The sequence below is a fragment of the Janthinobacterium lyxosi genome (genome assembly GCF_051380665.1).
Taxonomy (GTDB): Bacteria; Pseudomonadota; Gammaproteobacteria; order Burkholderiales; family Burkholderiaceae_D; genus Janthinobacterium.
In genome coordinates, this window is sequence record NZ_JBNYXM010000042.1 from 15,078 (window position 1) to 38,921 (window position 23,844).

22 protein-coding genes are annotated in these 23,844 nt (G+C 62.0%); 11 read left to right on the forward strand and 11 right to left on the reverse strand.

The features are described from left to right. Window positions 1–226 precede the first annotated feature (226 nt). Complete coding sequence (gene prpR, locus ACQ4WP_RS26495; RefSeq protein ID WP_436525871.1) at window positions 227–1,852, reverse strand: propionate catabolism operon regulatory protein PrpR; 1,626 nt, start codon at window positions 1,850–1,852, stop codon at window positions 227–229. A 211-nt stretch (window positions 1,853–2,063) separates the two neighbouring features. On the opposite strand from prpR, the gene ACQ4WP_RS26500 reads away from it, so the two are divergent. Continuing rightward, a complete protein-coding gene (locus ACQ4WP_RS26500; RefSeq protein ID WP_436525873.1) occupies window positions 2,064–5,723 on the forward strand; it encodes a sensor domain-containing protein in 3,660 nt (1,219 codons plus the stop codon). An 80-nt stretch (window positions 5,724–5,803) separates the two neighbouring features. On the opposite strand, the gene xth is transcribed toward ACQ4WP_RS26500, so the two are convergent. Next, window positions 5,804–6,568, reverse strand: coding sequence for an exodeoxyribonuclease III (gene xth / locus ACQ4WP_RS26505; RefSeq protein ID WP_436525875.1), 765 nt, complete (start codon window positions 6,566–6,568; stop codon window positions 5,804–5,806). A 570-nt stretch (window positions 6,569–7,138) separates the two neighbouring features. On the opposite strand from xth, the gene ACQ4WP_RS26510 reads away from it, so the two are divergent. The 4 genes from ACQ4WP_RS26510 to ACQ4WP_RS26525 are packed head-to-tail and all read left to right on the forward strand — an operon-like array spanning window position 7,139 to window position 8,751. Beyond that, the gene (locus ACQ4WP_RS26510) at window positions 7,139–7,510 is read left to right on the forward strand and encodes a phiTE_015 family protein (RefSeq protein ID WP_436525877.1); all 372 of its coding nucleotides are present in this window, start codon (window positions 7,139–7,141) and stop codon (window positions 7,508–7,510) included. 10 nt (window positions 7,511–7,520) lie between these two features. Continuing rightward, window positions 7,521–7,709 carry a DUF1653 domain-containing protein gene (locus ACQ4WP_RS26515; protein ID WP_034782199.1) on the forward strand — a complete coding sequence of 63 codons (189 nt, stop codon included), beginning with the start codon at window positions 7,521–7,523 and terminating at the stop codon, window positions 7,707–7,709. Window positions 7,710–7,741: 32 nt separating this feature from the next. Next, a complete protein-coding gene (locus ACQ4WP_RS26520) occupies window positions 7,742–8,212 on the forward strand; it encodes a CreA family protein (protein ID WP_436525879.1) in 471 nt (156 codons plus the stop codon). An 11-nt stretch (window positions 8,213–8,223) separates the two neighbouring features. Further along, complete coding sequence (locus ACQ4WP_RS26525; protein WP_436525881.1) at window positions 8,224–8,751, forward strand: hypothetical protein; 528 nt, start codon at window positions 8,224–8,226, stop codon at window positions 8,749–8,751. Between the two features lie 101 nt (window positions 8,752–8,852). On the opposite strand, the gene ACQ4WP_RS26530 is transcribed toward ACQ4WP_RS26525, so the two are convergent. Continuing rightward, entirely contained in the window at window positions 8,853–10,346 is a 1,494-nt protein-coding gene (locus ACQ4WP_RS26530) for a leucyl aminopeptidase (RefSeq protein WP_436525883.1), read from the reverse strand. A gap of 67 nt (window positions 10,347–10,413) precedes the next feature. On the opposite strand from ACQ4WP_RS26530, the gene lptF reads away from it, so the two are divergent. From lptF to ACQ4WP_RS26550, 4 genes are read left to right on the forward strand one after another with little or no spacing between them, the layout of a single operon-like run. Next, window positions 10,414–11,559 carry an LPS export ABC transporter permease LptF gene (gene lptF, locus ACQ4WP_RS26535; RefSeq protein ID WP_436525885.1) on the forward strand — a complete coding sequence of 382 codons (1,146 nt, stop codon included), beginning with the start codon at window positions 10,414–10,416 and terminating at the stop codon, window positions 11,557–11,559. After that, window positions 11,556–12,725: an LPS export ABC transporter permease LptG gene (gene lptG, locus ACQ4WP_RS26540; protein ID WP_436525887.1), complete on the forward strand. Its 1,170-nt coding sequence runs from the start codon at window positions 11,556–11,558 to the stop codon at window positions 12,723–12,725. The genes lptF and lptG overlap by 4 nt, the downstream gene beginning before the upstream one ends. Further along, complete coding sequence (locus ACQ4WP_RS26545) at window positions 12,725–13,132, forward strand: sirohydrochlorin chelatase (RefSeq protein ID WP_436525889.1); 408 nt, start codon at window positions 12,725–12,727, stop codon at window positions 13,130–13,132. Before lptG ends, ACQ4WP_RS26545 begins: the two co-directional genes overlap by 1 nt. After that, complete coding sequence (locus tag ACQ4WP_RS26550; RefSeq protein ID WP_436525891.1) at window positions 13,129–14,097, forward strand: stealth family protein; 969 nt, start codon at window positions 13,129–13,131, stop codon at window positions 14,095–14,097. The genes ACQ4WP_RS26545 and ACQ4WP_RS26550 overlap by 4 nt, the downstream gene beginning before the upstream one ends. Here ACQ4WP_RS26550 and ACQ4WP_RS26555 read toward each other — a convergent pair. From ACQ4WP_RS26555 to ACQ4WP_RS26590, 8 genes are all read right to left on the reverse strand, one after another. Continuing rightward, entirely contained in the window at window positions 14,094–14,744 is a 651-nt protein-coding gene (locus ACQ4WP_RS26555; protein WP_436525893.1) for a hypothetical protein, read from the reverse strand. The two genes, ACQ4WP_RS26550 and ACQ4WP_RS26555, sit on opposite strands and share 4 nt — an antisense overlap. Window positions 14,745–14,995: 251 nt before the next feature. Continuing rightward, window positions 14,996–15,760, reverse strand: a complete 765-nt coding sequence (cobA, locus tag ACQ4WP_RS26560; RefSeq protein WP_436525895.1) for a uroporphyrinogen-III C-methyltransferase — start codon at window positions 15,758–15,760, stop codon at window positions 14,996–14,998. Window positions 15,761–15,788: 28 nt separating this feature from the next. Next, the gene (locus tag ACQ4WP_RS26565; protein ID WP_436525897.1) at window positions 15,789–17,105 is read right to left on the reverse strand and encodes a sulfate adenylyltransferase subunit 1; all 1,317 of its coding nucleotides are present in this window, start codon (window positions 17,103–17,105) and stop codon (window positions 15,789–15,791) included. Further along, complete coding sequence (gene cysD / locus ACQ4WP_RS26570; RefSeq protein ID WP_436525899.1) at window positions 17,105–18,016, reverse strand: sulfate adenylyltransferase subunit CysD; 912 nt, start codon at window positions 18,014–18,016, stop codon at window positions 17,105–17,107. The genes ACQ4WP_RS26565 and cysD overlap by 1 nt, the downstream gene beginning before the upstream one ends. Window positions 18,017–18,056: 40 nt before the next feature. Then, window positions 18,057–18,773 (reverse strand): phosphoadenylyl-sulfate reductase, encoded by a 717-nt coding sequence (locus tag ACQ4WP_RS26575; protein WP_436525901.1) that lies wholly within the window; start codon window positions 18,771–18,773, stop codon window positions 18,057–18,059. A gap of 9 nt (window positions 18,774–18,782) precedes the next feature. After that, complete coding sequence (locus tag ACQ4WP_RS26580; RefSeq protein WP_436525903.1) at window positions 18,783–19,343, reverse strand: DUF934 domain-containing protein; 561 nt, start codon at window positions 19,341–19,343, stop codon at window positions 18,783–18,785. Then, the gene (locus tag ACQ4WP_RS26585) at window positions 19,336–21,024 is read right to left on the reverse strand and encodes a nitrite/sulfite reductase (protein ID WP_436525905.1); all 1,689 of its coding nucleotides are present in this window, start codon (window positions 21,022–21,024) and stop codon (window positions 19,336–19,338) included. Before ACQ4WP_RS26585 ends, ACQ4WP_RS26580 begins: the two co-directional genes overlap by 8 nt. Before the next feature lie 81 nt (window positions 21,025–21,105). Further along, entirely contained in the window at window positions 21,106–21,879 is a 774-nt protein-coding gene (locus tag ACQ4WP_RS26590) for a sulfite exporter TauE/SafE family protein (RefSeq protein ID WP_436525907.1), read from the reverse strand. A 160-nt stretch (window positions 21,880–22,039) separates the two neighbouring features. Here ACQ4WP_RS26590 and ACQ4WP_RS26595 point away from each other — a divergent pair, with 160 nt between their 5' ends. Next, window positions 22,040–22,981, forward strand: a complete 942-nt coding sequence (locus tag ACQ4WP_RS26595; RefSeq protein ID WP_436525909.1) for a CysB family HTH-type transcriptional regulator — start codon at window positions 22,040–22,042, stop codon at window positions 22,979–22,981. A 61-nt stretch (window positions 22,982–23,042) separates the two neighbouring features. After that, window positions 23,043–23,693, forward strand: coding sequence for a class I SAM-dependent methyltransferase (locus tag ACQ4WP_RS26600; protein ID WP_436525911.1), 651 nt, complete (start codon window positions 23,043–23,045; stop codon window positions 23,691–23,693). Window positions 23,694–23,844: the final 151 nt, after the last annotated feature.

The window sequence follows — 23,844 nt, forward strand, 5'->3', positions numbered from 1 at the left end:
TGCTAGCAGCGCTGGCGGCACGCCGCCAGCGCTGCGGGATGAGCGGCGGCAGGCAGGGATGAGCGGCCTGGTTCCCCTCATATCCGGTCATCCTGGTGCGAGCAATGCTCGCGCAGATATATCAGCAACTGCGGCATGCGCGGTGGCGGTCCGTGGTCGGGCGTGGCGCAAAGGGGCAGGGCCTGGTGCCGCACCGTCCTTGCAGTCCTTTTCGGACATGCAAAGCTCAGCCGGCGCGCAGCCGGCGCCACAGGGTGGTGCGGCTGATGCCCAGGTAGCTTGCGGCCGCATCGCGGCGCCCGCCGAAGCGCGCCAGCACGGCGCTGGCGCTTTCCTCCTCGCGCTGTTGTGCAACGGCGGCAGTCGGCGCCGGCAAAGCCGTGGCCGGGCTGGCGCCTTGCGCCAACTCCGGCGCCACGCCCAGCACGAAGGCGGGCGTGAGCGCCTGCAGCGGTTCGGCGGCCAGGAACAGCGCCAGGCGCTCGGCCAGGTTGCGCAGTTCGCGCACGTTGCCGGGCCAGTCGTAACGGCGCAGCAGCGGCGCGCAGGCGACGATTTCCGCGTGCAGGTTGGGGTGCGGACGGGCGCCCAGCGCGGCCAGCGCGTTTTTCAGCGACCATTCGGCCAGGCCCGGTATATCGCTGGCGCGTTCGCGCAAGGCGGGCAAATGCAGGCGCAGCACGGCCAGGCGGTAGAACAGGTCGGCGCGGAAGCGCCCTTCGCGGATGCGCTGCTCCAGGTCGCAATGGGTGGCGCTGATGATGCGCACATTGATGGCGATGGGCCGCGTGCCGCCCACGCGCACCACTTCGCGCTCTTCCAGCACGCGCAGCAAGCGCGTTTGCAGGGCCAGCGGCATTTCGCCGATTTCGTCGAGGAAGAGGGTGCCGTGGTTGGCCGCCTCGAACAGGCCCGCATGGCCGCCCCTGCGCGCGCCCGTAAAGGCCCCGTCCTCGTGGCCGAACAGCTCCGATTCGAGCAAGGACTCGGCGATGGCGCCGCAATTGATGGCGATGAAGGGCCGGTTGGCGCCCAGGCTGCGCGGGCTTTCGCGGTGGATGGCCTGCGCCACCAGTTCCTTGCCGCTACCCGTCTCGCCCTGGATCAGCACCGTCGCCGGCGAGCGGGCATACAGCACTACCGACTGGCGCATCGCTTCCATCGCTTCCGATTCGCCGCGCAAGTCGTGCAGGCCGTGGCGCGCGCGCAGGGTGTCGGCGACCACGGTGCGCCGTCCGCGGTTCGATTCGATCTGGGTCAGGCGCGCCAGTTCCAGCGCGTCGTCGAAGGCGCGGCGGATGGCCGTGGCCGAATACACGAAGACGGCGGCCAGTCCCGCCTCTTCGGCCAGGTCGGTGACGAGGCCCGCGCCGACGACGGCCTTGACGCCGGCCGCCTTCAGTTCGTTGATCTGCGCGCGCGCGTCTTCCTCGGTGGCATAGGTGCGCTGGGCAATCTGGAAGCCGAAGGTGGCGGCAAATTCGGCCAGTTCCGGCATCGGATCCTGGTAGGTGACGACGCCGATGTGCGGCGAGATGCGCCGCGCGCGGGCCAGCGCCTGCAGCACGTCGTAGCCGCTGGCCTTGGCGATGATGACGGGCACCGACAGCCGGCCTTTCAGGTAGGCGCCGTTCGAGCCGGCCGCGATGACGGCGTCGCAGCGCTCGGTGGCCATGCGTTCGCGGATGTGGCGCACGGCGTCGTCGAAGCCCAGGTTGATCGGTTCGATTGTCGCCAGGTCGTCGTATTCGAGCGTGATGTCGCGGAACAGGTCGAACAGACGCGAGACGGAGACGGTCCAGATGACGGGTTTGTCGCGGTGGTCGAGCGGAGGTTGGGGAGGGCGGCGCATGCTTTATTCTAAACGATTTGTTTCATTTTATTGCCATGCAACGGTTGTGCAACAGGCGTGTTGCAAGTGGTCTGTGGCGTTTCAGATATTGCCAATAAGGAATATGAAAAAACCCCCGGAAACTGGTTTATGATCTAGCAGCACCGTGATGCTTGGAAAAATGTTTTGCCCAGGCGTATGTTTGCTTTGCCTTTAACTATCCATGGTGTCCATGAACCGCGTACCGACCAGTCCCGATTTCATCGCCGATGCCTTGCAGCTGATCGCCTTGCCCGCCTGTGCCTGTGATGCTTGCGGCATGGTGGTCGCGGTGAATGGCGCCTTGAGCACCTTGCTGGGCAGGGATGTGTCGGGCCGGCTGCTGGCCGACTGTTTTACCGATGCCTACCGCGCGTCGAGCACCAGCATGCTGCGTGGCGCGCTGGGCGCTGCCGGGCGCGAACGGCACTGGGACAGCAACCTGGAAGGAATCGATGCCGCCATCGCGGTGCAGGTATGGGCCAAGCCGCTGCCGGTGGGCGATGGCTTGCCGGGTGCGACCCTGGTGTTTGCCGACATCAGCGTGCAGCAGCGCGACCAGCAAGCCTTGCGCAAGACCTTGCTGGAACAGCAGGCCATCCTGGAAAGCGCTGCCGTCGGCATCATGTTTTCCAAGGGCGGCTTCATCGAGGAGTGCAATATTCGCGCCGCCGAGATGCTTGGCTACGCGCGCCACCAGTTGACGGGCATGCCGGGCGCGGTGCTGTACCGCTCCGCCGAGCATTGCCGCATCCTGGGGCTGGAGGCGGCGCCGCTGCTGTCCAAAGGCAAACCTTACCGCACCGAACTGGAATTGCGGCGCCAGGACGGCACCTTGTTCTGGAGCCGGCTGCACGGGCGCGCCGTCGATCCCTTGAATACGCATGACGGTACGGTCTGGATCATCGAAGATATCAGCGAGCACCGGCGCGATGAAGACCAGTTGCGCCGCGCCATGCTGGAAATGCAGGCCGTGATGGACAACGCGCCGCTGGCCATCGGTTTTCAGCGCGACAAGGGCGTGCTGCGCTACAACCGCCGCTTCGCCGAATGCTTCGGCTTTGATGGCGACAGCGGCGTGGGTTTGGCCGTCGCCGACCTGTACCCGTCGCGCGCGGCGTATGAGAACGTGGTGCGGCTGGCCTCGCCCCTGCTGCGACGCGGCCAGCCGTTCCAGGGCGAGATGGAGATGCGCCGCCGCGACGGCTCCACTTTCTGGGCGCTGGCGTATGGTTATGTACTGAACCCGGAGAGCCAGATCGACCGCGGCTTGCGCGACACGATCTGGCTGTTCGACGACCGCAGCGCGCAGAAAGCGGCCGAGGAGGCCACGCGCCAGCTGATGCTGGAGCAGCAGGCCATCCTCGACAATGCCTCCGTCGGCATCCTGTTTTCGCGTTCGCGCCTGGTCCTGCGCTACAATCCCCGCTTCGCCGAAATGTTCGGCTACGCGCAGGATGAGATGACGGGCTTGCCCGCCGCCGAGCTGTTTCCCTCGCCCGCTGCCTACGCAGAGTTTGGCGTGCAAGCCACGCCGCTGCTGGGACTGGGCTTGCCGTACGAGCAGGATGAAGCGCTGTTCCGCCGCCGCGACGGCAGCCTGTTCTGGTGCCGCATTCGCGCCAAGGCCGTCGACCAGGCGCACAGCGAACAGGGCACGATCTGGATACTCGAAGACGTCACGGACAGCCGCCAGGCGCAGATGGAGGTGGCGGCCATCATGACGAATGCCTCGGTGAGCATCTTGTATACCAAGAACCGCCTGATCACGCGCTACAACCTGGGCTTTGCCGCGATGTTCGGCTACAGCGGCGACGAGGCGCTGGGCCTGCCCGGGCGCGCGCTGTATGTGTCGCAGCAGTCCTACGAGTTGCTGGGCGCGGCGGCCTTCCCTTTCCTGTCGGTGGCCAAGCCGTTCCAGACGGAAGTGGAAATGATGCGCCGCGACGGCAGCACCTTGTGGGCACAGCTGATCGCCTATGTCGTCAATCCGGACGATCCCGCGGCCGGCACCATCTGGATCATCGAGGACCGCACGGAAGCGAAGCGCGCCGAAGAATCCTTGCGCAATGCGCTGCTGGAAAACCAGGCCATCCTAGACAGCGCGGTGCTGGGCATCTCGGTGGTGGAGGGCGGCTACAATTTGCGTGCCAACAGCAAGATGGAAGAGCTGTTCGGCTATGGCCCCGGCGAGATCAACGGCCTGTCGGTGCAAGCCCTGTATCTCGACGTGGCCGAGTGGAAGGCGGCGCGCGGCGAGACGGCGCGCGACTTCGGCGCGTGCCGCGTGCACATGTCGGAATACCAGCTGGTGCGCAAGGATGGCAGCCGCTTCTGGGCGCGCCTGTCCGGCCGGCCGTTTGACCTGGCGCATGCGCATGGTCGTTCCGTGTGGCTGGTCGACGACGTGACGGCGCGCCGCGAGGCGGCCGAGGCGGTGCGCCGTGCGCGCGACGAACTGGAACTGCGCGTGCACGAACGCACGGCCGAACTGGCCGGCGCCAATTTGCTGCTGCAGGGCGAGATCGTCGAGCGGCGCCAGGCCGAGGCGCGGGTGCATCACATGGCCTACCACGACAACCTGACGGGCTTGCCGAACCGCGCGCTGCTGTCGGACCGTCTGGAACGGGTCATGCTGTCCTCGCAGCGCTCCGGGCGCAAGCTGGCCGTGATGTTCATCGACCTGGACCGCTTCAAGACCATCAACGATTCGCTGGGCCATATGACGGGCGATTTGCTGCTCAAGGAAGTGGCCGGCCGGCTCTGCCGCGCGGTGCGCGCCAGCGATACGGTGGCGCGTTTGGGTGGCGATGAATTCGTCGTGCTGGTGCCCGGCATCCGCGACACCGACGAAGCGTCGCGCGTGGCCGAGAAGATCATCGAGGCGCTGACGCCCGCCTTTCCGCTCGATGGCCATGTGCTGCACGTCACGCCATCGATCGGCATCTGCCTGTATCCGGACGATGGCGGCGATGTCGACACCCTGATGCGCCATGCCGATGCTGCCATGTACCACGCGAAGGGCAATGGCCGCAATAATTACCAGTTCTTCACGCAGACGATGAACCAGGCGGCAGCCCTGCACTTTGACCTGGAAAGCAGCTTGCGCACGGCGCTGGCGCTGCAGCAGTTCGAACTGTTTTACCAGCCCATCATCGATATTGCCACGCGCCGCCTGCATGGCATGGAAGTACTGCTGCGCTGGCGCCGTCCCGGCCATGGCCTGGTGCTGCCTGACCGCTTCATTCCCATCATGGAGGAAAACGGCTTGATCGTACCGGTGGGCGAATGGGTCATGCGCCAGGCGTGCGAGCAAAGCATGGCCTGGCAGCGCCAGGGCTTGCAGCCCGTGCCCTTGGCGGTGAACCTGTCGCCGCGCCAGTTCATGCACAAGGGCCTGGTGGCGGCCATCGGCGCCGTGGTGCGTGAAACGGGCATCGATCCGGCGCTGCTGGAATTCGAGATCACCGAGACGGCGCTGATGCAGCACGGCGAGCATACCCTGGAGATTTTGCGGCAGATCAATGGCATGGGTCTGCGCCTGTCGATCGACGATTTCGGCACAGGCTATTCCAGCCTGGCCTACCTGAAGCGCTTCCCCGTGAAAAAGGTCAAGATCGACCGTGCCTTCATCAAGGACCTGGAACACAGTGCGGAAGACCGCGCCATCGTGGCGGCCATCATCGCGCTGGCCGACAGCCTGCAATTGTCGACCGTGGCCGAGGGCGTGGAGACGGAAGAGCAGTTCGCCCTGCTGCAGGCGAACGGCTGCCGCTATGCCCAGGGCTATCTGTTTTCCGCGCCGGTGCCAGCTGCAAATGCGCAATCGATGCTGGAACGGTTGCCTGCTTAGTCGATGGTGGCGATGACGGGCGCATGGTCGGATGGCTGCTCCCATTTGCAGTGGTCCACCTTCGATGATGCCCGCATCGCTTAATCGATGGTTGCCACAACCGGCGCATGGTCTGAAGGTTGCTCCCATTTGCGGGGCACACGGTCGATCACGCAGGCCGTGCAGCGGGCGCTCAGGGCTGGCGAGAGCAGGATATGGTCGATGCGCAGGCCCTTGTTCAGGCGGAAGCCCAGCTGGCGGTAATCCCACCAGCTGAACGATTTTTCCGCCTGCTCGAACAGGCGGAAGGCGTCCGTCAGGCCGATGTCGAACAGGCGCTGCAGGGCGGCGCGTTCCTTGTCCGAGACCAGCACCTGGCCGGCCCAGGCGACGGGATCGTGCACGTCGCGGTCGTCGGGCGCGATATTGTAGTCGCCGACGACGGCCAGCTGCGGGTGCTGCAGCGCTTCTTCGGCCAGCCAGTCGTGCAGGGCGGACAGCCAGCCCAGCTTGTATTCGTACTTGTCCGAGTCGACGCTCTGGCCGTTCGGTACATAGGCGCAGACGACGCGCACGCCGCCTATGGTGGCGGCCAGGATGCGCTGCTGTGCATCTTCATAGCGCGGGTTGTTCTTCACCACGTCGGTGATCGGCAGCTTCGACAGGATGGCCACGCCGTTGTAGGTCTTCTGGCCGCTGAAGACTACCTGGTAGCCGGCCGTCTCGATCTCGGCGACGGGGAACTTGTCATCCGTGAGCTTGGTCTCTTGCAGGCAGAGTATGTCGACCGGGTTGTCTGTCAGCCACTGCAGCACTTGCGGCAGGCGCACTTTGAGCGAGTTGACGTTCCAGGTGGCAATTTTCATGGGAAAAATCCTTGCTTGAATAGGTATCGATAGGCGTGAATCTTACCGCATGCGTGTCGCCGGCGTCCTGCTCCCCGCTAGCTGAGCGTATGCTTCATTTGCTTGCAGGGAAAAAGAGTGTTAATAAAGTATTTATATTTAACCAATCGTGGCGCATGAATATTATGTTTTTGTGTATGATTGATCAACCTCAATGTTTGATTTGGCATAAGTGGCTGGCGTGGCGGGCTGCGTCTCGCCGTTTAACGCGACAAAGGTGTAAAGTTTCTCGCAAAAACGCGATAAAAACTACTAAAATGGCACAATGTAACAACTGTGTCACACGGCTTTGTTACAGCCAAGTTGAGAACCGAACAGGAAGCAGTTGTAATTAGTTGTAATTGCTATTCCGATTACATGACCACTGTGCCGGGGCGGAGCGTCAATTCCGTCACTGGCGCCGCCAGACTTGTTATATAAATTGCAGTACTATATCTATGAGACTGTTTTACAGCATCAATAGATGGTACTATTTTGAAATGTTGCAGTTTTAATAGTGAGACTTGCGCGTAGCATTTGCAAAGGAAGAAAATGCGAACTGCATTTGAAGCGTGGGCGCAGCGTGACGGCCACATTGTGCGGCGAAGAGAAGACAAACCGGATGAGTACCTGATTTTCGAAACCCAGCGTCGCTGGGTTATCTGGCAGGCAGCTCTGACGCATGGCAAGACGGCGACCAAGCCGCGCGTGAGCGCAGCCGAAAAAGCGGCGAAAGCCCAGCGCTCGCTGGAAATGTCCTCCGATGAAGCGACCGTGCGCAACAAGGTGCTCAATGAGGTGCTCGACGCCTTCAGCGGCGCCGATGGCGCTGCCGGCATGGAAGGCATACTGAAAGTGATCCAGGGCCTGAAGTTGAAGCAGAAGGCACTGGCCGACGACAAGAGCGAAGATTCAACGGCTTGAGGGGACGGCGATGCGTTATCGGCACTACAAGGGCGGCATTTATGAACTGGTGTGCGAAGCTACGCTGGAAGCGGATCTGACGCCGATGATCGTGTATCGCGCCGCGGACGGTTCCATCTGGACCCGGCCGAAAGACGTGTTCTTTCAACTGATCGAAGTCGAAGGCGTCATGGTCCAGCGTTTCGCTCCCATCAACTGATGGCCGCCTGCGTGCGTGCCCGGGATTATTTCATGCGTCAATTGCTGCCTGCCGCTTTGGTGCTGGGCTTTGCCTGCACCGCAGCGCATGCCGAAACCATCGGTTCGGTCGACACGGTGTTCAAACTGATCGGCCCTGACCACAAGATTGTCGTCGAAGCCTACGACGATCCGCGCGTCGCTGGCGTCAGCTGCTACCTGTCGCGCGCCAAGACCGGCGGCATCAAGGGCGCCGTCGGCCTGGCCGAAGACAAGGCCGATGCGGCCGTGGCCTGCCGCCAGGTAGGGCCGCTGCAATTCAAAGGCAAGCTGCCGCGCCAGGAAGAAGTGTTTACCGAGCGTGCCTCGATCTTCTTCAAGCATGTGCGCGTGGTGCGCATGGTCGACAGCAAGCGCAATGCGCTGGTCTACCTCGTATATTCCGACCGCCTGATCGAGGGCAGTCCGAAAAACAGCGTTACCGCTGTCGCCGTGCCCGGCGACCAGCCGATTCCCGTCCGTTAAGCGAGCCAGCCATGCGTGTCCCATCGTCTGTCGCCCTTGCCGCCAGGACGCTGCTGCTGTTTGGCCTGGGCGGCTGCGCCACGTTGACTGGCAACACCGAGCAGATGGTGCTGGTGCAAACCATCCAGGACAACCGCGAGCTGAACGGCGCCGGCTGCATCCTCAGCAACGACGTGGGCAAGTGGTTTGTCACCACGCCGGGGCGCATTACCATCCGCAAGAGCCAGGAGCCTTTGACAGTCGACTGCCGGAAGCATGGTTCGCCCGCCATCGCCACGGACGACCACATCGATCCCAAACTCAATGGCAGCATCTGGGGCAATGTCATCCTGACCCTGGGCGTCGGCTATTTCGTCGACCGCAACACGGGTGCGGGCTTTGACTATCCATCGATTTTGACTATCGTCATGCAGGACCCCGCGCGCCTGGCGCCGCCGCCCGCGCCGATTTCCGCGCCGCCGCCAGCGGCCGCCGTGCCGGAAACGGTGGTGCAGCCAAAAGTGGCCCCTTCGCCTTTGCCCAATTCCGTGGTCTACTGATTAATACTCCACGCATGAAAAAGCCGCCAGGTCAGTGACCATGGCGGCTTTTTTTGCTTCGCGACGCCGATAGCGCAGGGCGCTACCGGCAAGGCGTCAATTTAGACCCGGTTGATGAGGAACGTCGTCAGCAGGGGGACTGGACGGCCGGTCGCGCCTTTTGCTCCGCCCGATTTCCATGCCGTGCCGGCGATGTCCAGATGCGCCCAGGTGTACTTCTTGGTGAAGTTTTCCAGGAAGGCCGCAGCCGTCACCGAACCGCCGCCCGGCGTGCCGATGTTGGCCAGGTCGGCGAAGTTCGACTTCAGCTGCTCGTTGTACGCCTCTTCGATCGGCATGCGCCATGCCGTGTCGCTCGACTGCTTGCCCGCTGCCAGCAGTTCATTGGCCAGCTGGTCATGCGCGGCATCGCTGCGCGTAAACAGGCCGCTGTTGTGGTGGCCCAGGGCGACGACGCAAGCGCCCGTCAGGGTGGCGATATCGACCACGGCTGCCGGCTTGAAGCGTTCGGCGTAGGTCAGCGCGTCGCACAGCACCAGACGGCCTTCGGCATCCGTGTTCAGCACTTCGATGGTCAGGCCGTTCATCGAGGTGACGATGTCGCCCGGCTTGGTGGCGCGGCCCGACGGCATGTTTTCGCAGGCGGCGATGACGCCGATGACGTTCAGCTTCAGATTCATTTCGCCGATGGCGCGGAAGGTGCCCAGTACCGAAGCGGCGCCGCACATGTCGTACTTCATTTCATCCATGCCAGGACCGGCCTTGATCGAAATGCCGCCCGTGTCGAAGGTGATGCCCTTGCCGACCAGGACCACCGGCGCATCCTTGGCCTTGCCGCCCATGTGTTTCAGGACGATGAACTTCGGCGGCTGCTCGCTGCCGTTGGTGACGGACAGAAAGCTGCCCATTTTCAGCGCTTCGAGCTGTTTGCGGTCCAGGATTTCGACTTCGAACTTGTAATCCTTGGCCAACTGCTTGGCCGTGTTGGCCAGGTAGGTCGGATTGGCGATGTTCGCCGGCAGGTCGCCCAGGTTGCGCGTCAGGTCGGAACCGTTGGCGATGGCGATGGCTTGCGCCAGCGCGCCGCGCGTGGCTGCCGTTGCCGGCGCTGCCAGGACGACCTTGCGCACGCCTGCTGGCGCCGGATCTTTTTTGCTTTTTTGCGAGTCGCAGCGGTATTCGCTGTCGTGGGCGGCTTGCACCACGCAACGGATTGCCCAATTTACGTCGCGCTCTTTCACTTCCGTCAGCGGTAATGCGATAATGGCGTCCGCAGCGCCTAGCGAGCCGAAAGCCTTGAGGGCCGCTTGTACACCGGTAGCGAAGCTTTTTTCGCTGACAGTGTCATCGCTGCCCATGCCTACCAGCAGAACACGTTCGGCGGCGACGCCATCGACTGCGCGCAGCAGCAAGGTGCTGCCAGGCTTGCCGCTGATGTCACCGGACTTCAGCGCAGCCGAAATCGCACCCTTGCTGTCCAGCGATTTTGCCGCTGGCGACAGTTTTTTGTTTTCGAATACCGCAACCGCGATGCATCCGCTTTTGGCCGTGCCGAGGGTGCTCTTGGTATCGAATGCTTTTATGCTAAAGTCCATTTGGTTCTCCGTTTTCATTTACTAGTAACGTGTTACTCAACTAACTGACCCGAATTATAAACTCCGAATGATCTTTCAACGCGCCCTTCGACGTGAATTGGCTAGTGCCGCCGGGGCCACCTTCACTGTTTTGTTCAGCATCCTGCTCACCTGGATGCTGATCGGTATTCTCGGCAAGGCGGCGGGCGGCAAGATCGCGTCGTCCGACGTCATGTCGCTGATGGTCTTTTCCGCCTTGATGCAGCTGCCCACCATCATCATCCTTACCGGTTTCATTTCGGTGCTGATGGTCGTTACTCGCAGCTACAAGGAATCGGAAATGGTGGTGTGGTTCGCTTCCGGCCTGAGCCTGTCGCGCTGGATCTGGCCCGTGCTCAGCTTCGGCCTGCCGCTGGTGCTGGCTACCGGCGTCCTGAGCTTGTACGCCACGCCGTGGGCGCAAAAGAAAAGCGATGAATATGTGGCGCGCTTTGAAAAGCGAGAAGACCTGCAGAAAGTCACGCCTGGCCAGTTCCGCGAATCGGCCGGCAGCAACCGCATCTTCTTCGTCGAGGGCGTTAGCGGCGAGAAGACCGTGGTGCAAAACGTCTTCGTCAATACCGTCGATGAGAAAGGTAGCGCCGTCGTCGTCGTCGCCAGGGAAGGCGTGATCAATACCGATGCCAAGGGCGAACGCTTCCTGGTGCTCAAGAGCGGCCGCCGCTACCAGGGCATGCCGACGCAAGCGGACTTCCAGACCATGGAATTTGAACAGTACATCATGCGCATCGAGAGCAAGCAGCAGGAGCTGGGCGCGGAACTGGGCGTGCGTGCCATGAGCACCATGGCGCTGGTCGCCAATCCGAATCCCTATACCATGGCCGAATTGCTGTGGCGCGTCAGTGCGCCCCTGATCGGCCTGATGCTGATCTTGCTGGCCATTCCGCTGGGTTTCGTCAACCCGCGTGCCGGCAGTTCGGCCAACCTGATCGTCGCCCTGCTGATTTTCTTTACCTACAGCAACCTTATCAAGGTCGTCGAAGCGAGCGTGAAACAGGGCCGCCTGACATTCGGCCTGGCCTGGTGGCCGCTGCACCTGCTGGCGGCGCTGGCCGTGGTGGCGCTGTTTGCGTGGCGCCTGAATGTGAATCACCGCTATCATCCGCTGGTCCTGCTGGCGTCCTTCAAGCGCGCGCGCCGCGCCGGAAAACCAAGTAAAGCGGCATCGAAATGAAGATTTTACAGCGCTATTTTGCGGTCTCGATATTCCAGGCGGTGCTGTTCGTGCTGCTGGCCTTTCTGGCACTGCAAGCCTTCATCGACCTGACGGGCGAGCTGCCCAAGGTGGGCCGCAACGGCTACACCATCCAGTATGCCTTTCTGTATGTGCTGGTGCTGGTGCCGGGGCATGTGTACGAGGTGATGCCGATCGCGGCGCTGATCGGCACGATCTACACGATGGCGCAGTTTGCGGCCAGTTCCGAATTTACCATCATGCGCGCCTCGAGTATGTCGACGGCGATGGCGGCCGGTTTCCTGTTCCGCATCGGTATCGTCTTCGTGGTCATCACCTTCATCTTCGGTGAACTGATCACGCCGCGCACCGAGCCGCTGGCCGAACGCCTCAAGCTGACTTCGCGCGGCGCGGCCGTGTCGAGCGAATTTCGCTCCGGCCTGTGGACCAAGGATATGGTCAAGAGCGACGGCCTGACGGGCACCGTCACCGGCTCGCGCTTTTTCAATGTCGGCGAAGCGCGCCCGGACGGCCAGCTGAAAAACGTCAAGCTGTATGAATTCGACACCGAAATGCGTTTGCGCACCCTCACCGTGGCCAAGGGGGCGACATATCAGGGCAATAATATCTGGCGCCTGACCGATGTGACGGAAACCTCGTTCTCGAACAGCGCGTCCACCGCGCCCGGCTTCAAGCCGAAGCTGGCGAACTACTATGGGCAGGAAACGAGCCTGGTGCGCACGGTGCAGAGCGCCAGCAAGGACATGACGTCGGAAGTGACGCCGAAGATCCTGACGGTGTCGGCTTCCGATCCCGAACGCATGTCGGCCAGCGAACTGGCCGTGTACACGCGCCACCTGGCCGAGAACAAGCAGGAAACCGAGCGTTTTCGCATCGCCTTCTGGAAAAAGCTGATCGATCCGCTGGCCATTTTCGTGCTGATGGCGCTGGCGCTGCCGTTCGCCTACATGCACACGCGCAGCGGCGGCATCAGCCTGAAGATCTTTATCGGCATCATGATCGGCGTGAGCTTCATGCTGGTCAACACACTGTTTTCGCATCTCGGGCTGCTCAGCACCTGGCCAGCTTTCCTGACGGCGGTGGCGCCGGGCGCCCTGTATCTGCTGCTGGCGCTGGGCGCCCTGTGGTGGGTGGAGCGGCACTGATGGAGACGAACGTGAAACAGGCACTGATCTTGTTTGCCCACGGCGCGCGCGCCGCATCGTGGGCCGCGCCCTTCGAGCGCCTGCGCGATCTGACCCAGGCGCGCATGCCCGGCACCAGCGTGCACCTGGCCTTCCTGGAGCTGATGACGCCGCGTCTGCCCGAACTGGTAGCGATCCTGCTGGCCGAACTGCCCTCCGGCGCCACCCTGGACGTCACAGTGGTGCCCGTGTTCCTGGGGCAGGGCGGGCATGTGCTGCACGACTTGCCGCTCTTGCTGGAAGAGCTGCGCCAGCAGCATCCGCCATTGCGCCTGAAGGTGGTCGAGGCGGTGGGCGAGAACGCCAGCGTACTCGCTGCCATCGCCGATTACTGCGTAGCGGCGCCAGGCTCCAGCATTCTCCCTTGAACGGCATCGACATCGTCTACCTGTGGGTTGACGGCGCCGATCCCGCGTGGCAGGCGCGCCGGCAGCAGGCGTATGCCGCCTGGGAGCAGGCGCATCCCGGCCAGCTGGCCCTGCATGGCAACGTGGCGGGGCGCTACCGCGACAACGGCGAACTGCGCTACAACCTGCGCGCGCTGGAGCGCTTCTTCCCCGGACACGGCCATGTCTATCTGCTGACGGACCGGCAAGTGCCCCACTGGCTGCGCGCCTCACCGCGCCTGACGGTGATCGACCATGCGAGCCTGATGCCCGGCGCATCCCTGCCCGTGTTCGATTCCGGCCATATCGAATCGTATCTGCACCATATTCCCGGCTTGTCCGAACGCTTCCTGTATCTGAACGACGACGTATTTTTTGGCGCGCCGTTCGAGCCCGCATTCTGGTTTGGCGAGGAAGGGGAGCGGCGTTTGAGTGTGTTTACGGAGAGCGCGCTGCAGCCCGATTTGCAGGGTTTGCGGGCCGACGTGGCGGCGCCTGTCAATTGCGCCACCCTGTCGCGGCAATGGCTGTCGGCCCAGTACGCCGATTACCGGCATGAACCGCGCCTGTATGCGCATGCGCCCCGGCCCATGCTGAAAAGTGCGCTGCATGCGCTCGAGGCGCTGGCACCGGCCATGTTTGCCTGCGTGCGTGCGACAGTGTTTCGCTCCTGGCAGGTGCCGGCATTGCTGCCCGACCTGGTGCCGCGCTGGATGGTGCAGCAGGGGATGGCGCGGGCACGCATGCTTGACCCGCTGCATATCGCCAGCGGCGACGTGGATGCGCCGCGGCAGCTGGAGCAACTGCTGGCGCATTTTGGCCGCTTGCCGTTTTTCTGCATCAACGATACCTGCGACGAGGCCGACGATGACGACCCGCGCCTGCTGCGCGTGGCCGCGACCTTGCAGCGGCTGCTGCCGCTGCCATCCTCCTTTGAGGGTGCTTAGGCCAGTTTATTCTTTGGCGCCAGGTTGATGCGGGCGGCGGCCGAGCTGTCGGACAGCGAAGCGAGGAATAGCAGCAAATAGGCGCCCAGTTCGAAGACTTCCTCGCCCAGCAGCGCGTAGGCGTCCGGCATGCCATGGAAGACCTTCTTGTCAAAGGGCCAGCCGGCGAGCATCAGCAAGCCGCCGATGGCCGTCAGGATGGTGATGCGCATGCTGAAAATCAGGCCGGCATGGGCAAACACCTTGCGTGCGCGTGGCGCGAAAAAGATCAGCAAGCGTATCAGGATGAGCAACTCCACCACGCGCAGAGCTTTTTCCAGTTGCGCCCAGCCGGGCGCCGTGCCGAACTGGTCGATATCGAGTTCGCGCAGCAGGAAGCCGAACAGCAGCGCGCACAAGCCTGCATGCATGAGGAAACGCAAGGATTGGCGGTCAGTCTCTTGCCAGGCGCGCACGCCGTGCACCGTGCAGGCCAGGGCCAGGAACAGCGCCTGCAGCCATTCCAGCAAATGGTTTTCATCGTCGATATTCGGGAACACCGTCCACAGGGCGATGGAGGCGAGCATGCTTGATAGCACGGCGCTGGTGACGCCGACATTGCTGCGGCTGAGTGAAGTCAGGGCTTCGCGCACGGAAGAGAAATTCATGTGTTGATCGTGACGGCTAAAGTTGCGCGGCGCGGTATTGCAGCCTGCGGGCGCAGCTTTTTTCGGGGAAATTACCGGGGTGGGCTCCCGCCAGCCGGAAGACCGCACGGCAAGCGCTATGGCGGGGCGAAGCGTGATTTTATTACTATCACGCAACAACTTCTCGAGAAAAGATGCGTGAGCATCGTATCATGTTTCTTCTGAAGACGTCAGTTACTGACTTTAAAGTCGGTAAAATACGGTGTGTTTATTCAGGCATGGCGCGCCAGAATGGCAGCCGTTTCGTCGATGGCCTGGTGCGCGCGCGCGGCCATGGCGTCGCCCAGCATCACCAGCACGGGGCCGTGCGTGTCGCCCAGGCCATGCGCCAGGACACTCAGCGTCAGGCGCACGATGCGCTGGTCCGGGCGGCTGCAGTTTTCAATCACCACCACGGGCGTGTCAACGCGCCGGCCCTGAGCCAGCAGGCGCTGTGCCGTGGCGATGGCTTCGCGGCCCCCCATGTATTGCACCAGGGTATCGCAGTCGGGAATGCGCGTCTGGTCTGGTTCGCCCGGCGCCGTGCTGGACGTGAAAAAGGCCACGCTGCGCGACACGCCCCGTTTGGTCAGCGGTTGCTGCGTGGCCGCCGCGGCAGCGAGTGCCGTGGTAATGCCGGGCACCACTTCGACGGCGATGCCCGCTTCTTCCAGTGCACGCAACTCCTCGTCGGCACGGCCAAACAGCATGGGGTCGCCCCCTTTCAGGCGCACCACGATGGCATGCTTGCGCGCGTTGTCGACCAATTGCTTGTTGATGAAAGCTTGCGCCGTCGACAGCTGGCCGCAACGCTTGCCTACAAGAATCTTTTGCGCCTGAGGGCACAGCTCCAGCATCTCTTCGGTGACCAGCGCGTCGTGCAGCACGACGTCTGCTTGCGCCAGCAGGCGCGCGCCGCGCAAGGTCATCAAGTCTTGCGCGCCGGGGCCGGCGCCGATCAGGTAGACCTTGCCGGGGAGAGATGGGGAGTTGTGCATGTTTGCCTTCCTTGGTCGTGGCGCGAGCTTAAAGCCGAATCATTCCCGCCGCGACGGTCTGGTGGGTGACTTCATCGATCAGGATGAATGCCCCCGTGGCGCGGATATCCGCATACGCGTCGGCCGCCAGCGCCTGCTGCACGTTCAGGCTGATGCGCGCGATATCGTTGAGCTTCAAGCCTTCAGCCGGATGGCGCTGCTGCGTATTGATATCGAGAATCGATTCAATCGCCGTCACTTTTGCCGCCGTCTGCTTGGTGCCATGCTTGATCCAGTACTTGCGGCGCAGGTCCAGCGCGTCTTCCGACAGCCAGCACACGTCGGCCACCACCTGTTTCAGCAGGGTGGCAGGGTGCTCGGTACTGGCCAGCAAGTCGCCGCGCGAGATATCCAGGTATTCATTGAGCAGCAAGGTCACGGACTGGCCTACCACGGCTGTTTGCAGCGAGCCGTCCAGGGTGACGATATTTTTCACTGTTGCCGTTTGGCCGGACGGCTGCACTACCAGAGTGTCGCCGATGCTGACCTTGCCCGCTTCGATGCGGCCCATGTAGCCGCGGAAGTCGTTTGCTTCGTGGCCATTGTGGCGCGCCACCAGCTGCACCGGGAAGCGGAAGGGCGTGTCGTGCGATTCATCGTAGACGGACAAGGACTCAAGCAGCTCGATCAGGGTCGGACCCGTGTACCAGCCCAGCTTGTCACCGCGTTCGACGACGTTGTCGCCCGTCAAGGCGGACAGGGGGATCGGCGTGATGTCCTTCAAGCCCAGCGACTGGGCGAATTCGCGGTAGGCGGCGACGATGCGGTTATATACCGTTACGTCATAGTCGACCAGGTCCATCTTGTTGACGGCGACGACCACGTGTTCGATCTGCAGCAAATGGGCAATCGTCGAATGGCGCTTGGTCTGGATCAACAGTTCCACGCTGCCGTCGTCGCCCAGTTTCACTTTCGACACGTCGATCAGGATGATGACGGCATCGGCCGTCGAGGCGCCCGTGACCATGTTGCGCGTGTATTGCTCGTGGCCCGGTGTGTCGGCGATGATGAACTTGCGTTTCGGCGTGGCAAAGTAACGGTAGGCCACGTCGATGGTGATGCCTTGCTCGCGCTCCGCTTCCAGGCCGTCCGTCAGCAGCGACAGGTCGACCGTGTCGCCCACCGTGCGCTTGTGCTTGGAGCGCGACATGGCGTCGAGCTGGTCGGCGAAGATGCCCTTGCTGTCGAACAGCAAACGGCCGATCAGGGTGCTCTTGCCGTCATCGACGGAACCGGCCGTGATAAAGCGCAACATGCCGCGTTCGACGCTGTCGGTGAGAGTGGTGCTGGAGATTGCTGCGTTCATTAGAAATACCCTGCTTTCTTGCGTTTTTCCATCGAGGCTTCGGAAGTCTGGTCATCCATGCGGGTGGCGCCCCGCTCCGTGATTTGCGTGATTGCCGTCTCGGCGATGATGGCGTCGACCGTCGCCGCATTGGACGACACGGGGCAGGTGCACGAGATATCGCCCACGGTGCGGAAGCGCACGACTTGCGTTTCCACGGTTTCGCCTTCGCGCGGCGGCGTCAGATCCGTCAGCGGCACCAGCAAGCCATTGCGCGGGATCACCTGGCGCTCGTGCGCGAAGTAGATCGGCGGCAATTCCAATTGTTCACGGGCGATGTATTGCCACACATCCAGTTCCGTCCAGTTCGAGATGGGGAAGACGCGCATGTTTTCACCGGGATGCACGCGGGTGTTATACAGGTCCCACAGCTCGGGACGCTGGGCTTTCGGGTCCCAGGCGCCGAATTCGTCGCGGAACGAGAAGATACGCTCCTTGGCGCGGGCTTTTTCTTCATCGCGGCGCGCGCCGCCGATGCAGGCGTCGAATTTGTGTTCGGCGATGGTTTCCAGCAAGGTCACGGCTTGCGCCGCATTGCGTGAATCCGTGGCCGGGTTGCGCAGGCGCACCGTGCCGCGCTGGATCGAGTCTTCCACGGAGCCGATGATCAGGCGCTCGCCCAGCTCGGCCACTTTCTTGTCACGGAAAGTGATGACTTCCGGGAAGTTGTGCCCCGTGTCGATATGCACGAGGGGAAATGGAAACTTGCCTGGACGGAAGGCTTTCTCTGCCAGGCGTAGCAGGACGACGGAATCCTTGCCACCGGAAAACAGCAGGGCGGGATTGGCCGATTCGGCCGCCACTTCGCGCATGATGTGGATGGCTTCCGATTCAAGGCTGTCGAGGTGACGCTGGTTCAAAATATTGCTCATATAGGGTGCTTTCTTGTTCTGCTGAGTCTGTTGTGTCTGTTCAGGCTGCCACGGATTTGATGCGTATCAACTTGCCGTCCACCATGTGCAGGCCGCATTCCTTGGAATCCGGATTTTCCCACCACCAACGCCCGGCGCGCACATCTTCGCCCGGCTGGACGGCTCGCGTGCACGGTTCGCAGCCGATCGACGGGTAGCCCTGGTCGTGCAGCGCGTTGTAGGGCACGTTGTTGGCGCGGATATAGGCCCACACGTCTTCTTCCGACCAGTCGGCCAGCGGATTGAATTTCGTCATCGCGTGCGCGGCGTCGTCTTCCTGCACGTGCAGCTCGGCGCGCGTGGTGGACTGGGCACGGCGTTGTCCCGTGACCCAGGCCTTGTTGCCAGCCAGGGCGCGGCCCAGCGGTTCGACCTTGCGGATGCGGCAGCATTCGCGGCGCATCTCGACGCTGTTATAAAAGGCGTTCAGGCCATTCTGTTCCACGTAGGCGGCCACCGCTTCCGGCTGCGGGCGGTACAGGGTGATGTCGTGGTCGTAACGGGCCTTGACCTTGTCGAGCACGGCCAGGGTTTCCTGGTGCAGCCGGCCTGTTTCCAGGGAAAAGATGCCGATGGGCAGCTTCGCCTTGAGAATCATGTCGGTCAGCACCATGTCTTCGGCTGCCAGGCTGGACGCGAACACGGCCGGCGAAAAGTCCGCGGCGATGCGTGTCAGCGTTTGCTCGGTGGCGTCAATCAAAGAAGTCAGATTGCTCATGATTGGTCCTCAGATGCCGGCCGCGTTGTCGAGGTCAGGATTCTGGCCTTCGCGCTGGTGACGGCGGAACAGCGGCGATTTTTGATCCCACGACGCCTGGTAGGTTTCCGAAAAGACCGATAAACCTTTCAGGGCATCATGGATGCTGCGGTCGGGCCGGGTGGCATACGCATCGAAGCCGACCCGGTGCATGGAAAACAGCTGGTCGCGCAGCACGTCGCCAATGGCCCGCAATTCACCCTGGAAACCCAGGCGGGCGCGCAGGTTGAAGGCGATCGAATAGCCGCGGCCATCCGTGAATTTCGGGAAATCCACGCCGATGACGGGCAACTGCGCCACGTCGGCAGCCAGGTCTTCCGGGCGCTCGTCGCTGGCCAGCCAGACGCCGATATCGGGCAGGCGCGCCAGCAGGCTCTCGCGCTGGGCTTGCCATACGGGCAAGGGCACGATGACCTTGCCGGCAGGCACGACCACCGTTTCCGGCGTCTCGTTTTCATCGAGGCGCAGCAAGCCCCAGGTATTCGGCACCACGGCGGCGTTCTTGATGATTTCTTCGCGTACTTCAAACATATTCGTCTTCTCCCACCAGGTTGCCGACCGTGATCGGCGTTGCATAGACATGTTCCTTGAACGGCGCCAGGCCCAGGCGCTGGGCCGTATCGACGAAGCGCTCGCCTTCATGGCGGTCGCGCACGTAGACGTGCAGCAGGCGGCCGATGACTTCAGGCATTTGCAGGGAAGAGAACGATGGTCCGATGATCTTGCCGATGGCGGCATTGTTGCCTTGCGCGCCGCCGATCGACACTTGATACCATTCGCTGCCATCCTTGTCGACGCCCAGGATGCCGATGCTGCCCACGTGATGGTGGCCGCAGGCATTGATGCAGCCGGAAATATTCAGTTCGATCTCGCCGATGTCGTGCTGGAAGTCGATGCTGTCGAAGCGTTCCGCGATGGCGGCCGCGATCGGCAGCGACTTGGCGTTCGCCAGCGAGCAGAAATCGCCGCCCGGGCAGCAGATCATGTCGGTCAGCAAACCGATGTTTGGCGTGGCCAGGCCATGCGCCTTGGCTTCCTGCCACAGCTTGAACAGTTTCGATTGCTCGACGTCGGCCAGCACCAGGTTTTGCTCGTGCGTCACGCGCAATTCGCCAAAGCTGTAGCGGTCGGAGAGATCCGCCACGAAGTCGATTTGCTCGGCCGTCGCGTCGCCCGGCGGCACGCCCGTTTTCTTCAGCGACAGCACCACGGCCACGTAGCCGGGGCGCTGGTGCGGCTTGACGTTGCGCGCCAGCCAGTTCACATACGCCTTGTTGTCCGCGTGTTCCGCCTTGTAGTCGAGTTCCGGCAGGGCCAGGTAGGCGGGCGGATTGAAGAAGTCCGCCACGCGCTGCATTTCCTCGGCGCTCAATGTTTCCGGACCGTCTTTCAAGTCGACCCACTCTGCTTCCACCTGGCGCGTGAATTCTTCCACGCCGATGGCTTTGAGCAAGATCTTGATGCGCGCCTTGTATTTGTTGTCGCGGCGGCCGTGCAGGTTGTACACGCGCATGATGGCCTGGATGTAGGTCAGCAAGTGTTGCCACGGTAAAAAGTCGCGCACCACGCTGCCCAGAATCGGCGTGCGGCCCATGCCGCCGCCCGCCATCACCTTGAAGCCCACTTCGCCAGCTGCGTTGCGCACGGCCGTCAAGCCGATATCGTGCACGGCGATGGCGGCGCGGTCTTCCTCGGCGCCATTGATGGCAACCTTGAATTTACGCGGCAGGGCGATGAACTCGGGGTGGAAGGTGCTCCACTGGCGCAACACTTCCGCGTACGGGCGCGGATCGATGATTTCATCGGCGGCGACGCCGGCGTAGGGGTCCGATGTTGTATTACGGATACAGTTGCCGGAAGTCTGGATCGCGTGCATTTCCACCGATGCCAGGTCCGTCAGGATATCGGGTGTCTGTTCCAGTTCGATCCAGTTGAACTGGATATTCTGGCGCGTGGTGAAGTGGCCATAGCCGCGGTCATACTTGCGCGCGATATGCGCGAACATGCGCATCTGCTTAGCCGACAGCAAGCCGTAGGGCACGGCGATGCGCAGCATGTAGGCGTGGCGTTGCATGTACAGGCCATTTTGCAGGCGCAGCGGAATGAATTCCTCTTCCGTCAGTTCATTGGCGATACGGCGCGCAACCTGGTCTCGGTACTGGGCGATGCGTTCTTTGATGATGAGGTGGTCGTACTGATCGTAATGGTACATATCAATTCCTAAAAAAGCCGGGGTGCTGGAAGACTGCCTGCGATGATGTTCTTGATACTGCTCTGATCACAAGGTCGGTTATTAATAGATTAGCTTCACTGCCACGCCGGTCAAGGTCATCGCCAGCAGCACGCGTAAAAACTTTTCCGGCACGGAGCGGGCGACCCAGGAACCGAGCGTGATGCCGGGCAGGGAGCCGACCAGCAGCGAGGCCAGCAATTCCCAGTGGATGGAACCGAGCCACCAGTGGCCCAGGGCGGCGATGGCCGTCAGGGGCACGGCGTAGGCGATATCGGTGCCCGCCACTTCGGCCGAGCTCATGCGTGGATACAGCATCACCAGCAGGGTCGCGCCGATGGCGCCGGCGCCGATCGACGACACCGTTACCAGCACGCCCAATACGGCGCCGGAAATAATGGTCGCTGCGGCAAGCTTGTTGCCTTGCAATTGTTTCTCAGGGTGCGCGTTGATCCAGGCCAGCATGCGGCCCTTGAAGATCAGCGCCACGACGGTCAGCAGCACGGAGCCGGCGATCGAGTAACGGATGATCTGGCCGATCTCCGGCGACAGGGTGCCGAACGATTTCAGCGCCAGGGTCGCGACGACGGCGGCGGGCAGGGCGCCGATGCACAGGCGCTTGACGATATCCCAGCGGATGGTGCCGCGCAGGCGGTGCGTGAGGGTGCCGGCGCTCTTGGTGATCGAGGCGAACGCCAGGTCGGTGCCCACCGCCACGGAAGGCGGCACGCCGAACAGCAAGGTTAACAGCGGCGTCATCAGCGAGCCGCCGCCCACGCCGGTCATTCCTACGAGTAATCCTACGGCAAATCCTGAGACTATATAAGACAAAGTCATGCTTGCACCCCCAAAGTACCCGCAATAGTAATAAACTTAGTGTTTATTCCAAACTACTAAGTACGCATTTGCTTATATGCGATATGCGTATATGCATGAACGCAAAATCATGGGTGGGGCGGAAACTCGGCAAATCACGGCAATCTAGGGCAAACCAGCAATGAATCTCCATCAACTGCGCTTCGTGCGCGAAGCGGTCCGGCAGAATTACAACCTGACGGACGCCGCCAAGGCCTTGTTTACGTCGCAACCGGGCGTGTCGAAAGCCATCATCGAGCTGGAGGAAGAGCTGGGCGTGGATATTTTTACACGCCATGGCAAGCGCATCCGCGGCTTGACGGAGCCGGGCCGCCTGGTGCTGGAATCGGTCGAGCTGATCATGCAGGAAATCGACAGCATGAAGCGCATCGGCAAGGAATTCGCGGCACAGGACAGCGGCAGCTTTACCATTGCCACCACGCATACGCAGGCGCGCTACACCTTGCCCAAGGTGGTGCAGGCGTTCATGCTGAAGTTCCCCAAGGTCAGATTGTCTTTGCTGCAAGGCAACCCGCGCCAGATCGCCGAGATGGTGCAGCGCGACCAGGCCGATCTCGCCATCGCCACGGAATCGATTGCCGCCATCGATGGTTTGATTACCTTGCCCTGCTATCAATGGGAGCACGTGGTGGTGGTGCCGGTCGACCATCCGCTGCTCAAGTCGAAGTCCGTGACCCTGGAAGAAATCGCCGCTTTCCCCCTGATTACCTATGACAGCGCGTTTGCCGGACGCAACAAGATCGACCACGCTTTCGTGCTGCGTGGCCTGAAACCGGACATCTTGCTGGAAGCTATCGATGCCGACGTCATCAAGACTTATGTCGAGTTGGGCATGGGAATTGGTATCATAGCGGGTATGGCCTTCGATGCCGAGCGCGACAAAGGCTTGCGTTCCATCCCTGTGGGCCATTTGTTCGGCATGAATGTGTCGCGCGTGGCCGTCAAGCAGGGTGCGTATTTGCGCAGCTATATATATACCTTTATCGAGTTGCTGACGCCGACCTTGAACCGCAAGCTCATCGAGCAGGCGATGAGCGGTGATAAAGAGAACTACGAACTATAACAATGCAGGAAGTCGGCCGGGCGATGTGCCTGGCCAAGATTATTTAAGAAGAGAAGAAACAATGATTACCGATCAGCTTGCCAAATATTACGCCACCATCGCGCAGCAGTACGAGCGCGTTTATGACAAGCCCGAACGCCAGGAAGACCTGGAAGTGTTGCGTGACAAGGTCGCCGACGTGCTGGAAGGCCACACCGTGCTGGAACTGGCCTGTGGTACCGGTTACTGGACGGAAGTGGTCGCCGAGTCGGCCGAGTCCGTGCTGGCCACCGATATCAACGATGAAATGCTGACGCTGGCCCAGGCACGCGGCTTGCCCGACAACGTTACCTTCGCCAAGCTCGATGCGTTCAACTTGCCCGATGACTTGCTGGGCAAGTTCACGGCCGTGTTCGCCGGTTTCTGGTGGTCGCACGTCAAGCGCGAAGACCAGGGCAAATACCTGAAGCAATTGCGCAGCAAGCTGGGCAAGGACATCTTGCTGGTGCTGATCGATAATTCCTATGTCGATGGCAGCAACACCGTGATTGCGCGTACTGACCTGGAAGGCAATACCCACCAGTTCCGCACGACGGATGGGGGCGAGCGCTATGAAGTGTTGAAGAATTTCCCATCGGATAGCCATCTGCGCAAGAAGTTTGCCCACTCTGCCCGCGAGATCCGCATGAAGCGCCTGGAATACTACTGGCTGCTGAGCTGCCGCCTGAAGTAAGGCCGGAACGGCAACATCAACCGCCCTCGGGCGGTTTTTTTTGGTGCGCCAGGCATGGCGCGACGCGCGCGAGCGCGGCTCGACTGACTGTGGTGGTTAGTTGAGTGACTTGGAGGTGAAAGTCCTCTGCACACCTGGCAAGGGGAAGTGC